The following is a 21,066-nucleotide window of genomic DNA, read 5'->3' on the forward strand; positions in this document are numbered from 1 at the left end:
GTTAAGTATTACTCAGGTTTTAGGAGATATTTGGTTAAGTAAAGCCATGAAACAATTTGGGGTAGTAAATCTAGTTAATTCTGAAAATTGGATACCATTAATATCTTATTTACTGACAAATTTTTGGATTTGGTTAGGAGTAATTTTTCTCATGCTTTCTCTGGGGTTATACCTCACTGTTATTTCTAAACTTGACCTGAGTTATGTACTATCAATACACTCTTCAACTTATTTATTAAATGCTTTATTTGCTTGGTTGATTTTAGGCGAAACAATTTCAAATATGCGGTGGATAGGAACTTTAATTATAACTATTGGTGTATTGATTGTGGGTTTAAGTAAAACTCTTTATGAAGACCGACGAAACCATAATTTTTATCTCCTCTTAATGGCATTATCTTTGAGTTTTTATCGGTCTAAAACTTGGTTGGCGATCGCGATTATTGCCTTGGCTGATTCAACAGGAGATTTGTATCTTGCCAGAGGAATGAAAGAAATCGAAGAAGTAAATTTACAATCAATGAAAAATCTCATTAAACAAGTAGGTATAATCCTCATAAATCCTTTAATTATTAGTGGAGTTTTTTGTCAAACAATTGCTTTTTTATCATTGATTTCGGTCTTAAGTTGGGCAGATGTTAGTTTTGTGCGACCTGCCACAGCTTTGACTTATGTTTGTAGTATTTTAGGAGCGAAAATTTGGTTAAAAGAAAAGGTTTCTCAAGGGAGGTTGATCGGAATTATTTTTATTGTAATTGGTCTGATAGTTAATCGATAAGGAAGAAGGAAGGAGGAAGAAGGAAGAAAGAAGAAGGATAAATATTGAAATTATATTACCGAATAATTAATAATTAATAATTAAATAATTCTGGTTTAAAGCCGACCCTTTTAAGGGGAAAAAAAGCCGTCGTTAGCGGAGATTCCCGTAGGGTGGGATGGATGGGTTTCCTAACCATATCCAATCGACCAAGAGAAGAAATAATATTTCCTTATATTCAATTCCGTAACGGTTTTAACCAGAGGTAATTATCAATTATCAGTCAATGAAAGTAGATTCCAAGTATATAAAGTACAAATATTAACAATTAAATGAATGCAAGTGCGTGCATCTTGCCCGCTTCGGGGTGTACTTCACCAAGGTAGAATCCGCTGTAAATCCAGCTCACCCTGTGAGCAAACTGAAAGTATAGATAGAGAAAGAGATTTAATGAATTGCCGGAATATTATTCAACTACAAGAAAAAGGTGATTGAGAATGAGGGGATAATTTGGACTATATTTTGGGTTAAATTAGATAAATAGCGGAGATTTAATACTGATGAATAAACCAATAGCTCAAACCATTGCTTCTACATTTCATTTTTGGGAAAACCTAGATTCTGAAGCCAAAACAAACTTTCTTAACAAATGTCAACAAATCAGTTTGTCGCCCAGTCAATTTGTCTGTTTAGAGGGAGATATTTGTCATCATTTACCACTCATAATTTCTGGAAATGTTCGTGTTTACAAAATAGGAGAAAGTGGTAGAGAAATTACTCTTTATCATTTAGAAAAAGGTGATAGTTGTATTATGACAGCTTCTTGTATCATCAGTCAAAAAGTATTTCCAGCATTTGCCATTGCCGAGACGGAAATTGAAGCTTTGATTATTCCTGCAAATAGCCTCAAAAAATGGGTAAGGCACAACACCATTTGGCAAGAATATATCTTCGGAATACTTTCCCAACGATTAGCTAATGTAATTGAAATAATTGAAGAGGTTGCTTTTCGTCGCATGGATTCTCGAATTGCATCATATCTTTTACATAATGTCAATAGTAAGATACAAACTTTACAGATAACCCATGAAGCGATCGCTCAAGAATTAGGCAGTTCTAGAGAGGTAGTTAGTCGAATTCTCAAAACTTTTGAAAGACAAAAATTATTATCTCTTTCAAGAGGAAAGATTGAACTATATAACTGGGAAAAACTTGAGAAGATTGCCCAGTTAGGAAAATATTAATTAGGGCTTGCTGATTAAATATCAAAGCATTGAAATATAAAGACTTTAGCCTTTTTTCGGTCAAAAAAGGTGCGCCTGTTTCAGCTCTTCATGCTCAAAAAGGAGCGTATTTTAGGCGCATAGTTGGGCAGAACAATCTTGGGACAATTCTTACTCCTACCTCCTCGCTCATTCCCATTTCTCCTGTCTCCTGTCTCCTGTCTCCTACCCTCACCAATAAGACTTTTTCAGCAAACCCTAATTAGAAAATTTATCTTTTTCCTTATGGGTTTAATACCCCACCGTCTACACGGTGCAAATTTGGTAGGTGAATTGAGAATCCTCATCAACCCAAATCTTCTGACTCCTGATACTAAATCCGGTTATACAGCGATCGCACTTTCTACTTCCATTCAATGCAGACAGAAAATGCCGCAATATCCCCAGATAATTCTCACTCTCATTCTTCCTTTCTCCTGACTCCTGACTCCTTCTTCAATATGTGACTTTATCACAGAACAAATAGAGATAAATTGGCTATTGTTTTTCATAGATGACTAATTATTAGGAGGTCAAAATCACTATGGAAGAAAGTCTCCCTCTAGAATACCCTTCAATTTCTCGCCGACAATTACTTAACTTTCTAACTGGTGCAGTTGTCGCAACTACCGCCAGTACCGCACTCTATCCTGCAGCAAAATTTTTTGTCACCCCAGGAGAAAGTAACGAGGATGGTTCAATTATTGCCAGAGACCGCTTGGGATATCCCATTCCTGCCAGCCAGATTTTAGCACAACCAAAAGGAACTCGTGCTTTAGTCGCAGGAATAGCTGGAGAACCAACATATCTGGCGATCGCAGAAGATGGTAAGTTAGACACCATGGGAATTGTCGATAATTGTACCCATCTCGGTTGTACTTTTCCCTGGAATCCCAATGACAATCAATTTCAATGTCCCTGTCATGGGTCTCGTTATGCTGCTGATGGTTCTGTTGTAAGAGGTCCTGCTCCTCTTCCTCTGAAGCTAGTACAGGTCAAAGTACAAGAAGATGTCATCTGGATTTTTCCTTGGACAAAAAATGATCCCCGAACAGGAGAAAAACCTTGGTGGATTTAAGCATCAATAGACATCTCCAGAAAAGAGGCAGTAGGCAGCTTTGCTGTAGGCAGTAGGGAACCCACCCCTCGCCCCTCCCCCTCCCACGAGGGGAAAGAATTGATATATCTAGTGTGAGAATTGATTTGATTTTTTATTATAGGAGATGTCTAATTTACATTTACAGCGGTTTTCATTTCGGTAGACTACAGGGCGAATGGCCATTTGCTAACTCAAAGCTCCGCTATCGCCTCTACAGGGTTTTGATGTGGTTCATCAATCAGCAAAAGCGCTGTAGTAGATCAAAAACTCTTCTATAAACTTTAAATAGATTAGTTTTTTGTATTTTTTTAGGCTATATTTTGAAGTGTGATATCAAATCCGTTTAATTGGACATAAAAAAATTCTTAAATCGTCATAACTACGCTCATCAAAGTGATTCTCTCTCCTCCTGACTCCTGACTCCTCTTGACTTAACCAATCTATAACTGTTTCACCGGATTTGATATGAAATGTGGGCGATAGACTAACTTTGGTTGAAGGTGCGTTGCAACGCACCCTACAGGTATAATTCCTGTGTAAGTTCTGAATAATTAAAACCGCATAATCCAAGGCAACTCTTCCATCACTGCCCGCAGAGAATCTACATTACCTTTTCTTATTAAAGCTTTTGCCGTATCTAACAACTTACCTTTTTTGATTGACTGATAAGCATCCTGCATCGACACTGCAATATTTTGCATTAGACTCGAATCTCGATAACAATTAATCATACATTTTGTACAACCATCCCTTACCAACTTTGAACTATCAAACTCATAAATAGAACACATCGGTTCATGCCAAAAATGACAACGCCATAAGTTTAAATCCCAGTCCAGAAAAAAGAAGCGATAACCCGCCAAACAAGGATAACGCTGTTCCTCATCCTGGACAAACCTCTGCATTTCTTCCAGAGAAAGGGTCGGATTAACTACACGAAATTTCTTTTTCAGTTGCTTCACCTTTTCATAAGCTTGCCAGAGACTTTCATTTGTGTGAGTGACCAGACCAGCATCAGAAAATCCCAAAAAATTAGAATCAAGTTTAGTTAATGGATAAGAAAAAACCACTGACTCAAAACCAAGTGATGTCAGAAAATCAGGCAGTGCATCATAATCAACCAAATGACTCATGGTTACAGAAGCAGTCGAATACATACCAATATCTTTCAGCACTTGGTTAGCTTCTTTGATTTTATTGCATACACCAGGCAACCCACGATTTTTCTCGTGAATTTCTTCAGTTGCGGCATCAACTGATATGATTAAACTAGACAAACCTGCATCAGCTAATTCGTGAATTTTGCTCGGCGTTAACAACCCACCGTTTGTCACCACCATGCACTTGATACCCAATTCTGCTGCATGGTCAACGAATTTTATAAGATTGGGATTAAGAGTAGGTTCCCCACCTGTAAAAACTAGATATCTAATACCTTCTCGAAACAGGATATTAATTGAGTCTAATCCCTCATCGAGGCCGACAAACTGTGTTTGTTCTTTAGGAAAAGTATCCCGTGCAAAGTTGCAGAAACCACAATTAGCGTTACAAACATTGTTAATGGCAAATTGACAAAATCCTGGTCCTCCTGCCTGAAAAACTAGCTGTAAGGTATCTATAATGCTAGTTGTAGTTGACATACCACGATGTTTTTGGTTGGCGGTGAGTTTTGTACTGCTGTTCTCAGGTGTGTTGTGGATGTTTGTTTTCATAGTTATTGGTAGTTACTTTACTTTCTAGGGGTGGGAAAATGGGTAGAGGTTTGGTAACCAAGATCCTACAGGAGTCATACTAACTTAAACCATGAGCGATCATCCTGTAAACTAAACTAGAAACTTGTTATTGTTTTCAAATTGAAATAGTGGTGCTGAAATACCTATAAATGTTCCTTTTATCGTTGCTGCTAATGTGGGTTTATTTTCTCATCTCCGAGATTCAGGAATTGTACCAGATGTGTTTTTAAGCTTAAATATTATTGGCAGTGAAGAATGGTGGGAACGTAATGTTCGTTCTTATTTATTCTGGGAATTTGGTAAACCACCAGATGTAGTAATTGAAATTGTTTCTCCCGCTCCCGGCAATGAATTAGGAAGTAAATTAACAGACTATGCAGAGTTACGAATTCCTTATTATGTTGTCTACGATCCATTGCAAAAACTCAGCCAAACTGTACTGCAAGTATTTCAACTTTATGGTAGTTCTTATATTCCTAAAAATGATGCTTGGTTTGCAGATGTTAATTTGGGATTAACTCTTTGGAATGGTGTATTTGAAAATCTGAATGGTACTTGGTTGCGTTGGTGCGATGCCGATAGAAATGTGATTAAAACAGGAGATGAAATAGCAGCAGAAAAAAATGCTGAAATCTCTCAAAAGGATACTGAAATATCCCAAAAGAATGCTGAAATATCCCAAAAGGATACTGAAATATCCCAAAAAGACATTCAAATCAAACAGGCGTTATTATTGGCAATTGAAATGGGATTAAAACTCAAGTTTGGTGATGAATATGTGGAGATATTATCTGAGATTTCCAAAATAGACGATCTGAAATTGTTGGAGGCGTTAGCGGAGCTTTGCGTCAACAATCGCTTCTCAAATTCCTCAGATGTCCTCAACGGATGAATTGCGCAAACTATAGCGCTGCGCGCAGGCAACAGCTCATCTGGCAACAGCTCATCTGGCAATAGGGGGAATAAATTACCGATAATATAAGACTTTTGGGGTTGGTGATTAGGTAATGCCATTAAATATTTATGAACGGTACAATTTGGGGTTGGTGATTAGGTAATGCCATTAAATATTTATGAACGGTACAATTATAGTTTTTTTCATAGATATTTGAGACAAAAGCATTACGCATTCACCAATGCCAGACTTTTAGCTATTGGACACCTCCTGCAATTTGTAAATATGCCAGCCCACATTGCTATATATACTGAATAGCTCAAAAATCTGGTGCGAAACACACACTCTCATACCAGACCCGATAAATGTTTGCTGCAAATACACACCCGGTAGGGGCGAATGGCCATTCTCCACTACAAAGTTTTGGTTGTGACAATGTGGTTCAGAGATTGGAAAAAGCGCTATAAGTTAGGGCGTTGCTGAAGCACTTGTATGATATCGATCTTTAATTATTTAGGAGTCAACCCACCCCTAACCCCTCCCAAGAGGGGGAGTCAGGAGGACCGAGTCAGGAGGGAAGAAATAAGAAGAAAGAGTAGTAAGAGTAGTAGAAGAGAAACTTTTTTGTTCACTAATTATCCAGGCATGATTCATACCTCAAATAACCAACGCCTAAGTTAGAAAAAAAACGGAGAGGGTGGGATTCGAACCCACGGAGGTTTGACCCTCACTCGATTTCAAGTCGAGCGCATTCGACCACTCTGCCACCTCTCCATTAATAAGTCAAAAGTCAAAAGTCAAAAGTTAAAAGTTAAAAGTCATTTTTAATTTTTGTTCAGGAGTTAGAAATACTCTATAGCGCTACCCGCAAGTCAGAAGTAATCTCTGACTGAGTTTGAGCATTTAGGAATGTCCTAAGCTTTGATTCGACTGCTATAACTGTTTTGACATTTATATATTATAGCACTTGTGCAGGCTCAACAACAGATTTGAATTGGGAATATAAAATTTCTTCAGAAACTACTTTCAAATCATGGCCTACCCAAACCAAAGCAGCTTGAGATACAATACCTGCCTTCATAGATACAATTGAGAAATTCCGTTCTTTCTGGCCCTCATTTTCTATGATGCGTGGCACACTTGCTGCATTCAAATATAATGTCCCTTCGGTATCTACATCAACACGCTTACGCAACTTTTCCTGAATATGTCTCAATCTATGGTGCATGTGACCAAAAGTCACTAAGGAAATATTCTTGCCCAATTGCCGAGATTTTACAATGGCATCCCTAAAATCAGGGTCGCCGAAATCTCCACCTCTGGGTTGCCAGTCACGTCCCACTGGATCTTCGGGGGCATCTCCTAAACCAACAGGCCCATTATGGCCAAGAAAAATTATATTTTGACATACTGCATTCTCTACTGCCTTGACTATTAAATTAGTAGATTCCTCAAAACTATTAACTCCAAACCTTTGCTGATAAAAATCTTGATATTTCCATTCTGGACCTCCCCAACTAAAAGGACGAGTCCCAATAACTGTCAAGTCTAACTCTGGAAAATCTCGCTTTCCATAACCTACATGAGCTTCTCCAAATAAGTCTATTTGTTGTTGTACTCTGTCTTCTTGAGTTTGGTCATAAGGGCATTTTTTTCTGCCCCATTCTGTTGCGGTATACCAAGCATCGTGATTACCAAAAACTACTGCTTTAGGGATATCAATAGCAGCGATCGCTTGTACCACTTCTACTGCTTCATTACCAAAATCTCCCACAAATAGTACTAAGTCAACTCCTAGATATTTGAGGGCTATTTCATCTTCTGGTTCCCATTGATCGTGAACATCTCCAACAATGGCAATTTTACTCAACTTTTCTAGATTATCTGTCATTTTTGCTTTTTTTTGCCAATATTATTTTCTGTGAATTACTAGAAATATTTGGAATACTTAAGCATGAAAGAAATCTTAGAAGCTCATAAAGACCCACTACTAATTGGTGGTGAAGGTCATAAGGGTCTCTATGAAATCTTGACAACCTCCTGGCACGCTCAATTAGCCATTAACTTGGCAATGATGGGCTCTCTGAGCATCATTGTGGCGCATCACATGTATGCAATGCCACCTTATCCATATATTGCGACTGACTACCCAACTCAGTTATCCCTATTCACACACCATATGTGGATTGGCGGATTCTTGATTGTTGGAGCAGGAGCTCATGCAGCTATCTTCATGGTGCGGGATTACGATCCAGCAAAGAATGTTAACAATGTGTTAGATCGAGTCATTCGTCACCGCGATGCGATTATCTCCCACTTAAACTGGGTATGTATATTCTTGGGCTTCCATAGCTTTGGCTTGTACGTTCACAACGATACTATGCGTGCCTTTGGTCGTCCCCAGGATATGTTCTCTGATACTGGTATTCAACTACAGCCAATCTTTGCTCAGTGGGTACAAAATCTCCATACTTTGGCTCCTGGCAATACTGCTCCTAATGCTTTAGCATCTGTTAGTCCAGTCTTCGGCGGCGATATAGTAGCAGTAGGCGGCAAAGTAGCAATGATGCCAATGACATTGGGTACGGCGGACTTTATGGTTCACCATATCCATGCTTTTACCATCCACGTTACAGCTTTAATTCTTCTCAAAGGCGTACTGTATGCGCGTAACTCTCGTCTAATTCCTGATAAGAGTGAACTAGGCTTCCGATTCCCTTGCGACGGTCCTGGTCGTGGTGGTACTTGCCAAGTTTCTGGTTGGGACCATGTGTTCTTAGGTCTGTTCTGGATGTACAACTCTCTGTCAATTGTGATTTTCCACTTTAGCTGGAAGATGCAATCAGATGTTTGGGGAACAGTAGACCCAGATGGTACAGTATCTCATATCACTTACGGCAACTTTGCACAAAGTGCAATTACCATTAACGGTTGGTTGCGTGACTTCCTTTGGGCGCAAGCTTCTCAGGTACTCACATCCTACGGTTCAGCTCTGTCTGCCTACGGTTTGTTGTTCTTAGGGGCACACTTTGTTTGGGCATTTAGCTTAATGTTCTTGTTCAGTGGTCGTGGCTACTGGCAAGAGTTGATCGAGTCTATCGTTTGGGCTCATAATAAGTTAAAGGTTGCTCCAGCAATTCAGCCACGCGCTCTAAGCATCATTCAAGGTCGGGCAGTGGGGGTAGCTCACTATCTCCTGGGCGGAATTGTCACAACCTGGGCATTCTTCCTGGCTCGAATAATTTCAGTAGGATAAGAATGCAATAGCGTTTTAAGATTCTTGCTTGGGGATTGAATTATCCTCAATCCCCAATATCAATCTAAAGATTCTTCAGATACACGCGAGACATTAAATAAAATATTTATGGCCACAAAATTCCCAAAATTTAGCCAAGACCTGGCACAAGATCCAACCACCCGTAGGATATGGTACGGGATAGCTACAGCTCATGACTTTGAGACCCATGATGGTATGACTGAGGAAAATCTTTACCAAAAGATTTTTGCCTCCCACTTCGGCCATCTAGCAATCATTTTCCTCTGGACATCCGGTAGCTTATTCCACGTTGCCTGGCAAGGAAACTTTGAACAGTGGATTAAAGATCCTCTAAATATACGTCCAATCGCCCATGCGATTTGGGACCCTCAATTTGGTCAACCTGCAGTAGATGCTTTCACTCAAGCAGGTGCTTCTAACCCAGTAAACATAGCATACTCTGGTGTTTACCACTGGTGGTACACCATCGGCATGAGAACAAATGGAGACCTATATCAGGGTTCTATCTTCCTCCTGATCTTGGCATCCATCATGCTGTTCGCTGGTTGGTTACACCTCCAGCCCAAGTTCCGTCCTAGTCTCGCTTGGTTCAAAAATGCTGAGTCCCGCTTAAATCACCATTTAGCTGGTCTGTTCGGTGTTAGTTCCTTGGCTTGGACTGGTCACTTGGTTCACGTTGCAATTCCAGAATCTCGCGGACAGCACGTTGGTTGGGATAACTTCCTGACAACTATGCCTCACCCAGCAGGTTTAGCTCCCTTCTTCACAGGAAACTGGGGCGTTTATGCTCAGAATCCTGATACTGCTAGCCATGTGTTTGGTACTTCAGAAGGTGCAGGAACTGCAATTTTGACTTTCTTGGGTGGTTTCCATCCTCAAACTGAGTCCCTGTGGTTGACTGACATGGCTCATCACCACTTAGCGATCGCAGTATTATTCATCGTTGCTGGTCATATGTACCGGACTAACTTTGGTATTGGTCACAGCATCAAAGAAATGCTTGACTCCAAAGCTGGTTTGGTAGGTGGTAAGAGTGAAGGTCAATTCAACCTGCCTCACCAAGGGTTGTATGAAACTCTCAACAACTCTCTACACTTCCAGTTAGCTTTAGCATTAGCTTCTCTGGGTGTAATTACTTCCTTGGTAGCACAGCATATGTATGCTTTGCCTCCTTATGCTTTTATTGCCAGGGATTATACCACAATGGCAGCACTTTACACCCACCACCAGTATATTGCTGGTTTCATTATGGTAGGTGCATTTGCTCACGGTGCAATTTTCCTAGTACGAGATTACGATGCCGAGCAGAACAAAGGCAACGTGCTGGATCGTGTATTGCAGCACAAAGAGGCAATCATCTCTCACTTGAGCTGGGTCTCTCTATTCTTGGGCTTCCACACTCTCGGTCTTTATGTCCACAATGATGTAGTGGTTGCTTTTGGTACTCCTGAAAAGCAAATCTTGATCGAGCCTGTATTCGCTCAGTTCGTTCAAGCTGCTTCAGGGAAAGCTTTATACGGCATGGATGTGCTGTTGTCTAATTCAGACAGCATCGCAGCTACAGCTTGGCCTAACTACGGTAACGTTTGGCTACCAGGCTGGTTAGATGCTATTAACAGTGGTACTAACTCTCTATTCTTAACCATCGGTCCTGGCGATTTCTTGGTACACCATGCGATCGCTCTAGGTTTGCATACCACCACTTTGATTTTAGTCAAAGGTGCTTTGGATGCTCGTGGTTCTAAATTAATGCCAGACAAGAAAGACTTTGGTTACGCATTCCCTTGCGATGGCCCTGGTCGTGGTGGTACTTGCGATATCTCTGCTTGGGACTCCTTCTACCTCTCTATGTTCTGGATGTTAAACACCATTGCGTGGCTAACGTTCTACTGGCACTGGAAACACCTAGCTGTTTGGCAAGGTAACGTTGCTCAATTCAACGAATCTTCTACATACTTAATGGGTTGGTTCCGTGATTATCTGTGGTTGAACTCTTCCCAGTTAATTAACGGTTATAATCCTTATGAAACTAATAACCTGTCTGTTTGGGCTTGGATGTTCCTCTTCGGACACCTAGTTTGGGCAACTGGTTTCATGTTCCTCATCTCTTGGCGTGGTTACTGGCAAGAGCTAATTGAAACTATTGTTTGGGCACATGAGCGTACTCCTCTAGCTAACCTAGTTCGCTGGAAAGATAAGCCTGTTGCTCTTTCTATCGTTCAAGCTCGTGTGGTAGGTTTAGCTCACTTCACAGTAGGCTTTGTCCTCACCTACGCTGCCTTTGTGATAGCCTCTACTGCTGGTAAGTTTGGTTAATTTCTTGAGATTAGCAGCAAACCTAGTTTAGTAGGTTAATTAAATTCAACCTCCTGCCTTTGGTAGGGGGTTTTTTTTGTGGAAAATATTAGGACTGGGAGAATAGGGCACACAGGGATTTGGCCACGGATGTAAAGATTAACTGATGGGATGAGTTGATAGTCTTAGGTTTTACAGTTTAAGCCAGGGACAGCTATCAATCTTGCGATCGCCTTGCCAATATTTTGAATCTGTTCAATTTGTCCGGGAGTAGGTCCGAAACTAAGGCGGTTAATTAAGTATAAAATTTTTATACTCGTTCCTTGCGATCGCTGTTGACTTAATTAAATTCAAAAAAAATAAATGGTTAACAAACGCAAATCACTTCCACCTTCTCTAACAATAAAACTAGGAAAATGGGTTTGGACAAATCTCTGGCAAATAATGATGTCAAAACTTGCCCCACGCAATAATTCAGGAGAATATATTCGCCCTGCTAGTCTATTTAGAGAAACAGTAGGGATACAAGCAGAAAACAAATATCAACCAGCTACTAAACGCTATCGTCTATTTGTAGGGTTGGGTTGTCCCTGGGCACATCGAACTCTGGTGGTTCGATCGCTCAAAGGTTTGGAAGATGCTATTCCAGTAACTATTGTTTCTCCAGCAGGCGATCGAGGTATTTGGGTATTGGAAGAGGAACAGGAAGGATGTTTTACTCTACCGGAATTATATAATTTAGCACAGCCTGGTTATAATGGACGTGCCACTGTACCTGTGCTATGGGATGAGCAGACAAAAACTATTGTGAATAATGAGAGTGCAGATATTATTGTGATGCTCAATGCTGAATTTGATCGGTTTGCCAAAAATCCTCATCTTGACCTTTATCCAGAACAATTAAAAACCAAAATAGACGAGTGGAATGACAAAATTTACCACACAGTTAATAATGGAGTGTATCGTTGTGGGTTTGCCCAAACTCAGGAAGCTTATGAAAAAGCTTGTAAGGAACTATTTACTACTTTAGATGAAATTGACAATACACTTTCTGGCAGTAAGTATCTTTGTGGTGAGACAGTAACATTAACAGATGTACGTTTGTTTACTACATTATTCCGGTTTGATGTTGTTTATTATGGTCTATTTAAGTGTAACTTGCGGCGAATTCAGGACTATCAATATTTAAGTGCTTATCTACGAAATTTATATCAACTTCCTGGCATAGCAAATACTTGTAATTTAGAAGCAGTTAAACGAGATTATTATGGTAATCTTTTTCCTCTTAATCCTGGTGGGATTATTCCTCTAGGTCCAGATTTTAACAATTAATAATTAATAATTAATAATTAACAATTACCTCTCCTTCAAATTTTCCCCTGTTTACTTATCTCTGTAGGGACGTTGCATACAACGTCCCTACCTACTTCCCCTTCTGGGAGCAGGGCTGTTTCAAAGTATTGTAGATTAACGATGAGCGAGAGAACGGGAGATGAGGGAGTCTTGGAAGCTGTGAAATTTACCAAAATTTGCTGATTTTTCAGCCAATAAGCGTCCCTTTTGCTCTGACTAAAATGGTGAAAAGTCAACTTAATATCATAAATTAAAAGCCTCCATCCCCGTGTCTCCGTGTCACCGCGTCCCCGTGTCTATCGAGTTAGTCCATAGGGTGACTGTGGCCTTTGCTCAGAGAAGATTATTTCCTTATGCTAAGGTCTAATCGTGTTTACTTTTAAGTTTTTTAGTAAAGTAAGAAACGACTTTGAAATTCACTAGCAGGAGTCGAACTTTGCACAACGAAAGTCTGTCAGAAAATTTATCATTAGTCCAAGAAACTGTTGCGGATGACATTCCTGAAGCAGTACGAGACCCTCAAAAGGATGAAGAAATTATTCCAGCTCAGTCTCAAAGCAAAAAATGGATGTGGGGTTGGATAGGAATAGTTGTAGTTGTGGGAGCAGTTAGTCTGGGATTACAACTTCAATCTAATCTCAATCAAGTTAATGCTTCATCAACTCAAACTGAAGTTGATAATGCAAATACTGTAGCTACATCTTCTGTGAATGAAACTCCGATAAATGAACTAAAAAAAGATACTTTATTAGATTTTCCTTACTCGCAAGTATCAGAAATGGAATTAGAGTATATAACTTCTGATAGTGAGATTAGATTGCAAATAAATGCAGTGAAAAAATTTAAAAAAATGCTTTATGCTGCTAGAAATGATGGTATTAATTTAGTGGCTTTGAGAGGGTTTCAGTCTAAGTATGAATTAAAAGATTGGGCGAGCAATACTAATAATATTGAAGATAATTATACAAATAATGCCAATCAAATTTCACCTTTAAGTTATGGGGAATATGTAACAGGTTATGCTGTTGATATTGGAGATGGTAATGCACCAGCAACTAACCAAAATGTTGAATTTGAAAAGACAGCAGCTTTTCAATGGCTACAAAATTATGCTGCTTATTTTAGCTTTGAAATGATACCTGCTGATGATGAAAAAGATATTGGTTATGAACCTTGGCATTGGCGTTATGTAGGCGATCGCCATAGTCTAGAGACTTTTTATAAAAATCAACCTAATATAGTTTCTGAAGAGTCAGAATTAATTTTAGAAGATACTGAATTGATTGAAGAAGGAAGAAGCAAGAAGGAAGAAGAAATAGATGGAGACTCAAATATGAATCAATTGTAAAAACCGTTTATACGGCGGGGTATTAAACCCAAAAGAAAAAGATAACGAATAATTATTATTGTTTTGGTTGTTAAATACTTGGTAAACTGCTTTGCTAAAGTTAATTGTGAATAGGAGTCAGGGTCGTAGTTGAATAGGGGATGTACAGGAGCTAAAATGATTGAGAAAAATTGAAAATATCAGTTGCTTATCAAATATTGATAATTTAATTGAGTAATCATCAATGGATTGTATTTTTGCAGGGGATTTATCGAAATGGAAAAAATTAATAAAGTGGCAATTGTGGGTGGAACTCACGGTAATGAGTTTACAGGTATATATCTTGTTAAAAAGTTTGAAAAATTTCCTGACTTGATTAGTAGAACTAATTTTGAAACTCAAATATTATTTAACCTAATTCTTCATGGATAAAACGTTGTTGTGGTTGAAAACAAAGATTTCTCAAAGACCGACATTTTTCAGCTAGTATTTCATCATCAGTAACAATCATTCCTCCTTCACCAGTGGTAATGTGTTTATTAGGATAAAAACTAAAGGTACTCAATTCTCCAAAGCTACCACAAGGTTTACCAAAATAAGTTTGTCCGTGCATTTCTGCTGCATCTTCAAGAATTTTTAAACCATATTTTGCAGCTATTTCTAATACTGGATTCATATCTACTGGTAATCCATAAATATGAACCACCATAATAGCTTTAGTTTTCGGAGTAATTTTAGTTTCCAATTGCTTAATATCAATATTCCAAGTAGTAGAATCACAATCTACTACAACAGGAATTGCACCTGCTCTAACAATTGCTGCCGCACAAGAAATAATAGTAAAAGTAGGTAGAATAACCTCATCTCCTTCACCAATACCTAAAGCAGTAATTGCCGCATCAATTGCCATTGAACCATTACAAACAGCAATACCATATTTTCTACCTACACGATTCGCAAAAGCTTGTTCAAATTGTTTAACAAAAGAGCCTTCAGAAGAAATCCAACCAGTATCAATACATTCATTCAAATATTGCTTTTCTTTTCCCTTTAGTAAAGGCTCATTCACAGGAATAAATTCTGTCATTTTTCTTTACCTTACAATTTAAATTTATACGAAATCCGCTTTAATATAACTATATTAAAAATATTCAAAACATTTGTATAAAGCGGATTAAGTAATTTAGGCAATCAGTCTATAATCACCGGATTTTGGTATTATGCTAGAACTTGTTCTCGACTATTATCGCTTCGTTCAAAGCGGGTTTTATCAAGATTTCCTACATAAGGGCCTTGTTTTACTTCAATCATTTCTACTTCTTCTAACATCTTGAAGCCGTGTCCACCTTTGATTAGTAAAATAACGTCTCCTTTATTTAAAATGTGGCTTTCAAGATATTCCTGTTGGTCATTGTAAAAATCTACTAGTAATTTTCCTTCCTTGATTAGTAAAACTTCTTGAGTATAAAAAACTTCTCGCCTTACCATATTATGACGATGAGGTTGAATTTCTTTGCCTTGAGGGTGTCTCATGTAAGCTAGCTGTTGAGAATAGCTATCTGGGGTGAAAAAATGAATTCCAGGCTCTCTAAAATCAGCCGGAATAATCATCGCTAATACTTCATTGTGATACATGATTTGTTTAATCATAAGTAAATATCCTGATCATGTAATTTTATGATTTTGTGAGGCCTCAATAAACTTGATATATACATAGGACTTACACAGTACAAGGTATTTCCCTCCAAAGTGACCAACAGGGTTTGTGGAGCAGTCCGCAACGGACAGCAATCTCAAATCCTAGTTTTTCCTACCTGACGCGTAAGTCTTGTATAAATTAGTTTGGCTTCCTCATTAATAATACCACAAAAATTCTAGCCTAATCGTTCATTTTTCTGCTCACCTATCCGTTCATTTACTTATTCAAAATGTTCACTTACCTGTTCAAAATGTTCATTACCTGTTCAAAATCAAAAAATAGGCTCAAGACATTGCGGAGTACATATGAGTTAGTCCCAGTCCAGGTCTAAGTCTAAATCCAAATAAAGAGTAAACAAGTTGTCCGAATATGATGCTTCCTTGTTTGCCCAGCATTGTGTAAGAAAGTAAACAGGGAGTTTGACTTTTTTCTCAAGTCAAGTTGCGATCGCTCCTTTCTTTCTCTTCATCTTTAGCTGTGGTGAAATTTACTATTTATAGTCAGGAAAAGACAACAGTGAGAAAAATATTTCCCTCTATATCCTCAGCATCTTTACTCAATCTCCCCATCTCCCCATCCCCCCACACTCTATCTACCATTACTATGCACCACAACCAAATTATGTATCGGGCCATTTTTTTTTGCCTCTAGTCTCTCCCTTTCAGTAGACTGAGGATATACAGATGGAGAAAGTCCTATGAAAAAATCATCAAAATCTAAAGGTCGTCTAGTTTGGAATCATTCTACTCATATTGAAGGGTTGATTCCTATTTTAGAGAAATTAACTCAACGTCAGGGTATTGAAACTGTTACTCCAGGAGTTATCAGCAGGTCCAAAAGTCATATTCCCCACATGAAGTTAAAAGTTTCAGTGCCTATTAGAGGTGGTTTTAAACTTATTGCTAGACAAGGAAAAACTGTTCAAGAAGTGTTTATGTTAACTAGCTTAACTCAAGAAGATTTAGAGGAGGCGATCGCTTATGTCTTAACTAAATAGAGTTTGCTTTTCAGTAGTGGGGGAGCGGGGGAGTGTGGGAAGTGTGGGAAGTGTGGGAAGTGTGGGAAGTGTGGGAAGTGTGGGAAGTGTGGGAAGTGTGGGAAGTGTGGGAAGTGTGGGAAGTGTGGGAAGTGTGGGAAGTGTGGGAAGTGTGGGAAGTGTTCACCGATGCGGGGTCGCACCAATGTTACCTGTTCCCTACTACATAAAGATTAAATCCTATAGCGCAAGGCAACAGGCAATAGGGGAATACAAAAGGGTTTCAGCTTCTATTCATGTCAAACACCTTAATGCGTAGCGCTATAGTCTCAATCTTTATCTATCCAAATGCCATAATTTTATTTTTAAACCGTCACGGGGATTAGGTGTTGGTACTGCAACTAGACTTAAATCTTGTTCTGGTAGAAGCTCCCATTCATAACTTCGTAACAACTTGGCGGCAAAAATCTTCATTTCTAAGCGAGCAAATTCTTTACCTAAACATTCGCGCATCCCACCGCCAAAGGGAATATAACCAAATATTTTTTGTTTATCTACAGCATTTTCTGGGGCAAAACGGTCGGGGTCAAAATTTTTATGTTCTGGATAGAGAGTTTCATCCTGTTGAGTCTTACCAATTTGATACTGAATTAACCAACCTTTTGGAATAGAATATCCACCAAATTCACAGTCTTGAATTACTTGTCGGAACCCACCCCCCACAGGTGGAATTAATCTCAATACTTCCTTGAGAACTTGTTCTAGATAGGTCATTTGTTTCAGACTTTCTGTAGTTAGGGGTTCAGTGGGAGAAAATTGTTTTTGTTCTTCACGAGCGCGAGTAAGTACATTTGGGTTTTGAGTTACTAATAGACAGAAAGAAGCGATCGCTGAAGTTAATGTCTCGTGGCCAGCAAATAGCAATAATAATATTTGGTCTTTGAGTTCATCCAAAGGTAAACTATTTCCATCTTCATCCCGCGCTTGCAAGAGTATTCCCAAGGCATCCTCACCCAAATTTTGTTGTTGCTGTCGTTGCAAAACAATAATAGTGCGTTAATTTTTGGTTGTGGCAAGACAAGGATGACAAGGATGACAAGGAGGACAAGGATGACAAGGAGGACAAGGATGACAAGGAGGACAAGGAGGACAAGGAAGACAAGGAAGACAAGGGAGAAAAATCTATTGCAACATTTAAGATGAAACAGTCCACTACCAATAGCTTCTTCCTTCTTATATCATGTCCGCTGGTATCGTTTGTGTAAATCCAAGGGTGAATATCTACAGGAAATTTAGGTTTTTTCAAGCTTTTAAGCCTTCTTCCTTCTTCCCTCTTCCTTCTTCCTTACCTTCGCTATACAATACTGATGCTACCGGACATGATATTACTTCTTCCTTCTTCCTTCTTACCGACTCCAATCTTCAACTTCATACAAAAAACGAGTTCCACCAATTAATTTACGATTCACCGACGTACTCTGAACAAACACCACATATTTCTCCAAGTTATTAGGTTTAATTCGCACCGTTGTACCATGAGGCAAATCTAAAATTTCCCGCGCAGCTTCTCCCTGAAATAAATCTCCTGTTGCTCGAACCATTAAAATAATTTCTTTTTTCCTTTGAATAGTTTCGGTCTTCGTAAATTCATAAAAACCACGCCCTTTGTTAAAAGTTAAACCATTTTCTAAGACAAAGTTTTTAATTGGTTTATTCTCATCCACTTCTAAAACTTGGAACCTTCCCGGCGTAACAACTCGCAAATATGCTGACTCATAAACACTCGTTTCTTCTCGATTTAACATGGTATTAAAAATTTGATTTAAAACACGATTCATTCGCCCCATATCTACAATTTATTGTTCATAATTTTGCAGCTCTTCATCTGAAGATTGTTGATAACAAACTGCTAAAAATAAATCATTAATATAAGCAAATTGGTCTAACTTGATATGAAAACCACCAGATTTTTCTGCCAATTCTTGATAAAAAATTGTGGCATGACGACGATTTAATGCTTGTACGCCATAAATTATAATTCCCATATCTGATAATTTATTAACTTCTTCTCGCCAATTTAACTTCTGAGGATTTTGACTAGGTGGATGAGGAATATCATCTCCAATTAATACTAAAGGTTTGGTTGCTCTCCGAGTCCAAGCAAAAGATTGAGCTTGATGCAATACTAATTCATAACATTCTGGCGCGTCTCCACCACCTGTCTTTCCTACCCTTTCTACAAAGTTACAAATAGCATCAATATTTTGGGATAATTCTAATCGTTTTGTCACATAAGTAGAGTGGCGATCGCAATAATCTCCATGAGCAATAATTCCAATTCTAATACCAGGAATTTCTAACATTAATCGAGTTACTGTATTTTGGATTTTTCGGCGTACTTGAGTTAGGCAAGGATACATACTGCCAGTTGTGTCAAAGCTGAATACTACTTCTATATTATTAGTCATATTTTTTCTCCAATTTTTGACAAAATTTCCACAGAAAATCCCTCGGTTTCAGCCTATAAATTAGCTGCTACCAATTAGATAAATTAGTTAGGTTTGAAAGCTTTATAGCAGGGAACAGGGAACAGGGAATAGGTGGAAAAACATTTCCCTGTCTGAGGTTCACCATCAGTTTATGTTCTCAGGACTTACGCACAGACACTATGTATAGAGTCCAGTAACTATTGTCCAATAATTAAAAGTACTATATATAGCGTATCTGCGTAAGTCCTATTTATATTTTAATCAATGTTGAACAAAACGTCAATAATAAATTGAATAAAAAATCAATCAAATATTTTTTAGATTATAGACAAAACAATATTTTTCCTTCTGCTTTCTGCTATAAATGCTGGGAGAGCGGGAAACCCTAAAATAAGTTTACAGCGACTTTCATTTGGGTAGACCACAGTAGGGACGTTCCATGGAACATCCCTACAAGGTTTTTGTTTGTGAAGATGTGGTTCATCAACTTGAAAAGTGCTGTAGAAACAACCATTGCTTAATAGGAGAAATAATTGATAGAAGAACGTGCCTACTGGTTGGCATGGGCAAAAATCAGTGGTATAGGTCCAATAGCTCTACAACGACTCAAACAACAATTCGAGACTTTGGCAATAGCTTGGACGGCCAGCCCCAAAGAATTAGGCCAAGTACCAGGATTTGGCCGTCAGAAGATAGAGAAAGTAGTGGAAGAGCGATCGCGTCTGGACCCAAAACAACTAATAGAAGAACACACGGCGAAAAATCCTAATTTCTGGACTCCAGCAGACCCAGACTATCCACGTCTTTTGCAAGAAATTCCGACACCGCCTGCTCTGCTATATTATCGAGGCATAGTTGACCCCCAAGAAGTTCTAGGTATTACTCCGACGGTAGGAATAGTCGGTACTCGTTACCCCACTGAATATGGTCGTCGTTGGACAAGGAAAATAAGTTCGACCTTGGCAAAAAGTGGATTTACTATTGTTTCTGGACTAGCTATGGGAATTGATGCTGAGGCACATAGTGCTTGTTTAGAAGCAGGGGGGCGAACAATTGCTGTTTTTGGTAATGGGGTTGATACAGTTTATCCCAAGGAAAATAAAACTCTTGCTGAAAAAGTGATAAAACAGGGGTTGGTGGTGAGTGAATATCCGGCAGGTACGAAACCAAACTCTAAACATTTTCCCCAACGTAACAGAATTATTGCAGGATTAAGTAGGGCAGTTTTAGTGATGGAAGCTCCCCAAAGATCGGGTGCTTTAATTACTGCAGATATGGCAAATGAATTTTGTCGAGATGTGTATGTTTTACCTGCTCGTTTAGATGACGAAAAATCTCATGGTTGTTTGCAGTTAATTAATCATGGTGCAGAGGTAATTCCGATTACTATGGATAAGTTATTAGAAATGTTAGGAGCAATACCACCGTTAGATATTGATGTGGTAGAACCTTCCGAACAATTATCTTTATTTGAGGAGAAAAGTCGGGATTCTATTCCAGATTTACAACCTCTTTTAGCGAAGGTTTTTCAACATATTTCTAATGAAGCTATTCATTTAGATTTAGTTGTACAAGCAACAGGTTTATCACCAGCAGATGTTTCTAGTTCTTTATTACAGTTGGAGTTATTAGGGTTAGTTACTCAGTTACCAGGAATGCGTTATATCATCTCCGGTTGAATACTTGACGGAGGAGTCAGGAGTCAGGAGTCAGGAGTCAGGAGGAAAGAAAGAAGAAGAAAGAATAAAGAGGAGGAAAAAGAGAAAGTTTTTTATCACGAATTATCCGGACATGATATTTTCAAAAAAATTAATATGGCAGGTATCTGTGGGTGCATCTCAATATTTGCAAAAATACTTTTTTCCTATATATTTTCTGTTGCCTGTTGCCTGTTGCCTAAAAGA

The 21,066-nt window shown here is 38.6% G+C and carries 23 protein-coding genes, 1 tRNA gene and 2 pseudogenes; 15 read left to right on the top strand and 11 right to left on the bottom strand.

The features are described 5' to 3' along the window. Together F6K13_RS00995 and F6K13_RS01000 are read left to right on the top strand one after the other, a co-directional pair. A partial coding sequence (locus tag F6K13_RS00995) for an EamA family transporter (RefSeq protein ID WP_287286680.1) occupies positions 1 to 778 on the top strand: 778 nt, incomplete at its 5' end. 539 nt (positions 779 to 1,317) lie between these two features. Next, the gene (locus tag F6K13_RS01000) at positions 1,318 to 2,001 is read left to right on the top strand and encodes a Crp/Fnr family transcriptional regulator (protein ID WP_287286681.1); all 684 of its coding nucleotides are present in this window, start codon (positions 1,318 to 1,320) and stop codon (positions 1,999 to 2,001) included. A gap of 94 nt (positions 2,002 to 2,095) precedes the next feature. On the opposite strand, the gene F6K13_RS01005 is transcribed toward F6K13_RS01000, so the two are convergent. After that, a complete protein-coding gene (locus tag F6K13_RS01005; protein ID WP_282433647.1) occupies positions 2,096 to 2,218 on the bottom strand; it encodes a hypothetical protein in 123 nt (40 codons plus the stop codon). Positions 2,219 to 2,265: 47 nt separating this feature from the next. On the opposite strand from F6K13_RS01005, the gene F6K13_RS01010 reads away from it, so the two are divergent. Continuing rightward, on the top strand, positions 2,266 to 2,460 hold the full coding sequence (locus F6K13_RS01010; protein WP_287286683.1) for a hypothetical protein: 195 nt from the start codon (positions 2,266 to 2,268) through the stop codon (positions 2,458 to 2,460). Positions 2,461 to 2,563: 103 nt separating this feature from the next. Continuing rightward, positions 2,564 to 3,097 carry a cytochrome b6-f complex iron-sulfur subunit gene (gene petC, locus F6K13_RS01015; RefSeq protein WP_124143436.1) on the top strand — a complete coding sequence of 178 codons (534 nt, stop codon included), beginning with the start codon at positions 2,564 to 2,566 and terminating at the stop codon, positions 3,095 to 3,097. Positions 3,098 to 3,451: 354 nt separating this feature from the next. On the opposite strand, the gene F6K13_RS01020 is transcribed toward petC, so the two are convergent. Continuing rightward, the gene (locus F6K13_RS01020; protein ID WP_124143435.1) at positions 3,452 to 3,688 is read right to left on the bottom strand and encodes a hypothetical protein; all 237 of its coding nucleotides are present in this window, start codon (positions 3,686 to 3,688) and stop codon (positions 3,452 to 3,454) included. Then, a complete protein-coding gene (locus F6K13_RS01025; protein ID WP_124143434.1) occupies positions 3,670 to 4,830 on the bottom strand; it encodes a radical SAM protein in 1,161 nt (386 codons plus the stop codon). The genes F6K13_RS01020 and F6K13_RS01025 overlap by 19 nt, the downstream gene beginning before the upstream one ends. 196 nt (positions 4,831 to 5,026) lie before the next feature. Between F6K13_RS01025 and F6K13_RS01030 the strand changes: the two genes are divergently transcribed. Together F6K13_RS01030 and F6K13_RS01035 are read left to right on the top strand one after the other, a co-directional pair. Next, positions 5,027 to 5,743, top strand: a complete 717-nt coding sequence (locus F6K13_RS01030; RefSeq protein WP_161564351.1) for a Uma2 family endonuclease — start codon at positions 5,027 to 5,029, stop codon at positions 5,741 to 5,743. Positions 5,744 to 6,238: 495 nt separating this feature from the next. Further along, the gene (locus tag F6K13_RS01035) at positions 6,239 to 6,427 is read left to right on the top strand and encodes a hypothetical protein (RefSeq protein WP_124143432.1); all 189 of its coding nucleotides are present in this window, start codon (positions 6,239 to 6,241) and stop codon (positions 6,425 to 6,427) included. Positions 6,428 to 6,435: 8 nt separating this feature from the next. On the opposite strand, the gene F6K13_RS01040 is transcribed toward F6K13_RS01035, so the two are convergent. Together F6K13_RS01040 and F6K13_RS01045 are read right to left on the bottom strand one after the other, a co-directional pair. Further along, positions 6,436 to 6,520 (bottom strand) — tRNA-Ser (locus tag F6K13_RS01040). 184 nt (positions 6,521 to 6,704) lie between these two features. Then, positions 6,705 to 7,637: a TIGR04168 family protein gene (locus F6K13_RS01045; protein ID WP_124143431.1), complete on the bottom strand. Its 933-nt coding sequence runs from the start codon at positions 7,635 to 7,637 to the stop codon at positions 6,705 to 6,707. A gap of 60 nt (positions 7,638 to 7,697) precedes the next feature. On the opposite strand from F6K13_RS01045, the pseudogene psaA reads away from it, so the two are divergent. From psaA to F6K13_RS01070, 5 genes and pseudogenes are all read left to right on the top strand, one after another. Then, positions 7,698 to 9,002: pseudogene (gene psaA / locus F6K13_RS01050) on the top strand (photosystem I core protein PsaA); the annotation flags it as partial. Positions 9,003 to 9,110: 108 nt separating this feature from the next. After that, positions 9,111 to 11,339: a photosystem I core protein PsaB gene (gene psaB / locus F6K13_RS01055; RefSeq protein WP_124144879.1), complete on the top strand. Its 2,229-nt coding sequence runs from the start codon at positions 9,111 to 9,113 to the stop codon at positions 11,337 to 11,339. A 342-nt stretch (positions 11,340 to 11,681) separates the two neighbouring features. Further along, the gene (locus F6K13_RS01060; protein WP_124155054.1) at positions 11,682 to 12,650 is read left to right on the top strand and encodes a glutathione S-transferase family protein; all 969 of its coding nucleotides are present in this window, start codon (positions 11,682 to 11,684) and stop codon (positions 12,648 to 12,650) included. Between the two features lie 457 nt (positions 12,651 to 13,107). Further along, a complete protein-coding gene (locus F6K13_RS01065) occupies positions 13,108 to 14,019 on the top strand; it encodes a D-alanyl-D-alanine carboxypeptidase family protein (protein ID WP_124144877.1) in 912 nt (303 codons plus the stop codon). Positions 14,020 to 14,274: 255 nt separating this feature from the next. After that, positions 14,275 to 14,397: pseudogene (locus tag F6K13_RS01070) on the top strand (succinylglutamate desuccinylase/aspartoacylase family protein); the annotation flags it as partial. Positions 14,398 to 14,407: 10 nt separating this feature from the next. On the opposite strand, the gene F6K13_RS01075 reads toward F6K13_RS01070, so the two are convergent. The 3 genes from F6K13_RS01075 to F6K13_RS01085 all read right to left on the bottom strand — a co-directional run bounded on the left by F6K13_RS01075 (position 14,408) and on the right by F6K13_RS01085 (position 16,332). Further along, on the bottom strand, positions 14,408 to 15,085 hold the full coding sequence (locus F6K13_RS01075) for a DegT/DnrJ/EryC1/StrS aminotransferase family protein (protein ID WP_287286685.1): 678 nt from the start codon (positions 15,083 to 15,085) through the stop codon (positions 14,408 to 14,410). A 131-nt stretch (positions 15,086 to 15,216) separates the two neighbouring features. Further along, entirely contained in the window at positions 15,217 to 15,648 is a 432-nt protein-coding gene (locus tag F6K13_RS01080) for a hypothetical protein (protein WP_124144239.1), read from the bottom strand. 549 nt (positions 15,649 to 16,197) lie between these two features. Next, on the bottom strand, positions 16,198 to 16,332 hold the full coding sequence (locus F6K13_RS01085; protein ID WP_275670324.1) for a hypothetical protein: 135 nt from the start codon (positions 16,330 to 16,332) through the stop codon (positions 16,198 to 16,200). Positions 16,333 to 16,394: 62 nt separating this feature from the next. On the opposite strand from F6K13_RS01085, the gene F6K13_RS01090 reads away from it, so the two are divergent. Both F6K13_RS01090 and F6K13_RS01095 read left to right on the top strand, forming a co-directional pair. Beyond that, positions 16,395 to 16,694, top strand: a complete 300-nt coding sequence (locus tag F6K13_RS01090) for a DUF2103 domain-containing protein (protein ID WP_124144238.1) — start codon at positions 16,395 to 16,397, stop codon at positions 16,692 to 16,694. Between the two features lie 34 nt (positions 16,695 to 16,728). Then, the gene (locus F6K13_RS01095) at positions 16,729 to 16,992 is read left to right on the top strand and encodes a hypothetical protein (RefSeq protein ID WP_287286686.1); all 264 of its coding nucleotides are present in this window, start codon (positions 16,729 to 16,731) and stop codon (positions 16,990 to 16,992) included. A gap of 17 nt (positions 16,993 to 17,009) precedes the next feature. Here the strand turns inward: F6K13_RS01095 and F6K13_RS01100 are convergent, their stop codons facing one another. Further along, entirely contained in the window at positions 17,010 to 17,714 is a 705-nt protein-coding gene (locus F6K13_RS01100) for a cytochrome P450 (RefSeq protein ID WP_338043267.1), read from the bottom strand. Positions 17,715 to 17,740: 26 nt separating this feature from the next. Here F6K13_RS01100 and F6K13_RS01105 point away from each other — a divergent pair, with 26 nt between their 5' ends. After that, positions 17,741 to 17,938 (top strand): hypothetical protein, encoded by a 198-nt coding sequence (locus F6K13_RS01105; protein WP_124147803.1) that lies wholly within the window; start codon positions 17,741 to 17,743, stop codon positions 17,936 to 17,938. 141 nt (positions 17,939 to 18,079) lie between these two features. On the opposite strand, the gene F6K13_RS01110 is transcribed toward F6K13_RS01105, so the two are convergent. Both F6K13_RS01110 and F6K13_RS01115 read right to left on the bottom strand, forming a co-directional pair. After that, positions 18,080 to 18,511 carry a hypothetical protein gene (locus F6K13_RS01110; RefSeq protein ID WP_240039210.1) on the bottom strand — a complete coding sequence of 144 codons (432 nt, stop codon included), beginning with the start codon at positions 18,509 to 18,511 and terminating at the stop codon, positions 18,080 to 18,082. Between the two features lie 18 nt (positions 18,512 to 18,529). Further along, positions 18,530 to 19,141: a vWA domain-containing protein gene (locus F6K13_RS01115; protein WP_287286688.1), complete on the bottom strand. Its 612-nt coding sequence runs from the start codon at positions 19,139 to 19,141 to the stop codon at positions 18,530 to 18,532. Between the two features lie 554 nt (positions 19,142 to 19,695). Here F6K13_RS01115 and dprA point away from each other — a divergent pair. After that, positions 19,696 to 20,841: a DNA-processing protein DprA gene (gene dprA, locus F6K13_RS01120; RefSeq protein WP_124147802.1), complete on the top strand. Its 1,146-nt coding sequence runs from the start codon at positions 19,696 to 19,698 to the stop codon at positions 20,839 to 20,841. Positions 20,842 to 21,066: the final 225 nt, after the last annotated feature.

This window comes from Okeania sp. SIO2B9 (genome assembly GCF_010672505.1).
GTDB classification, from domain to species: Bacteria; Cyanobacteriota; Cyanobacteriia; order Cyanobacteriales; family Microcoleaceae; genus Okeania; species Okeania hirsuta.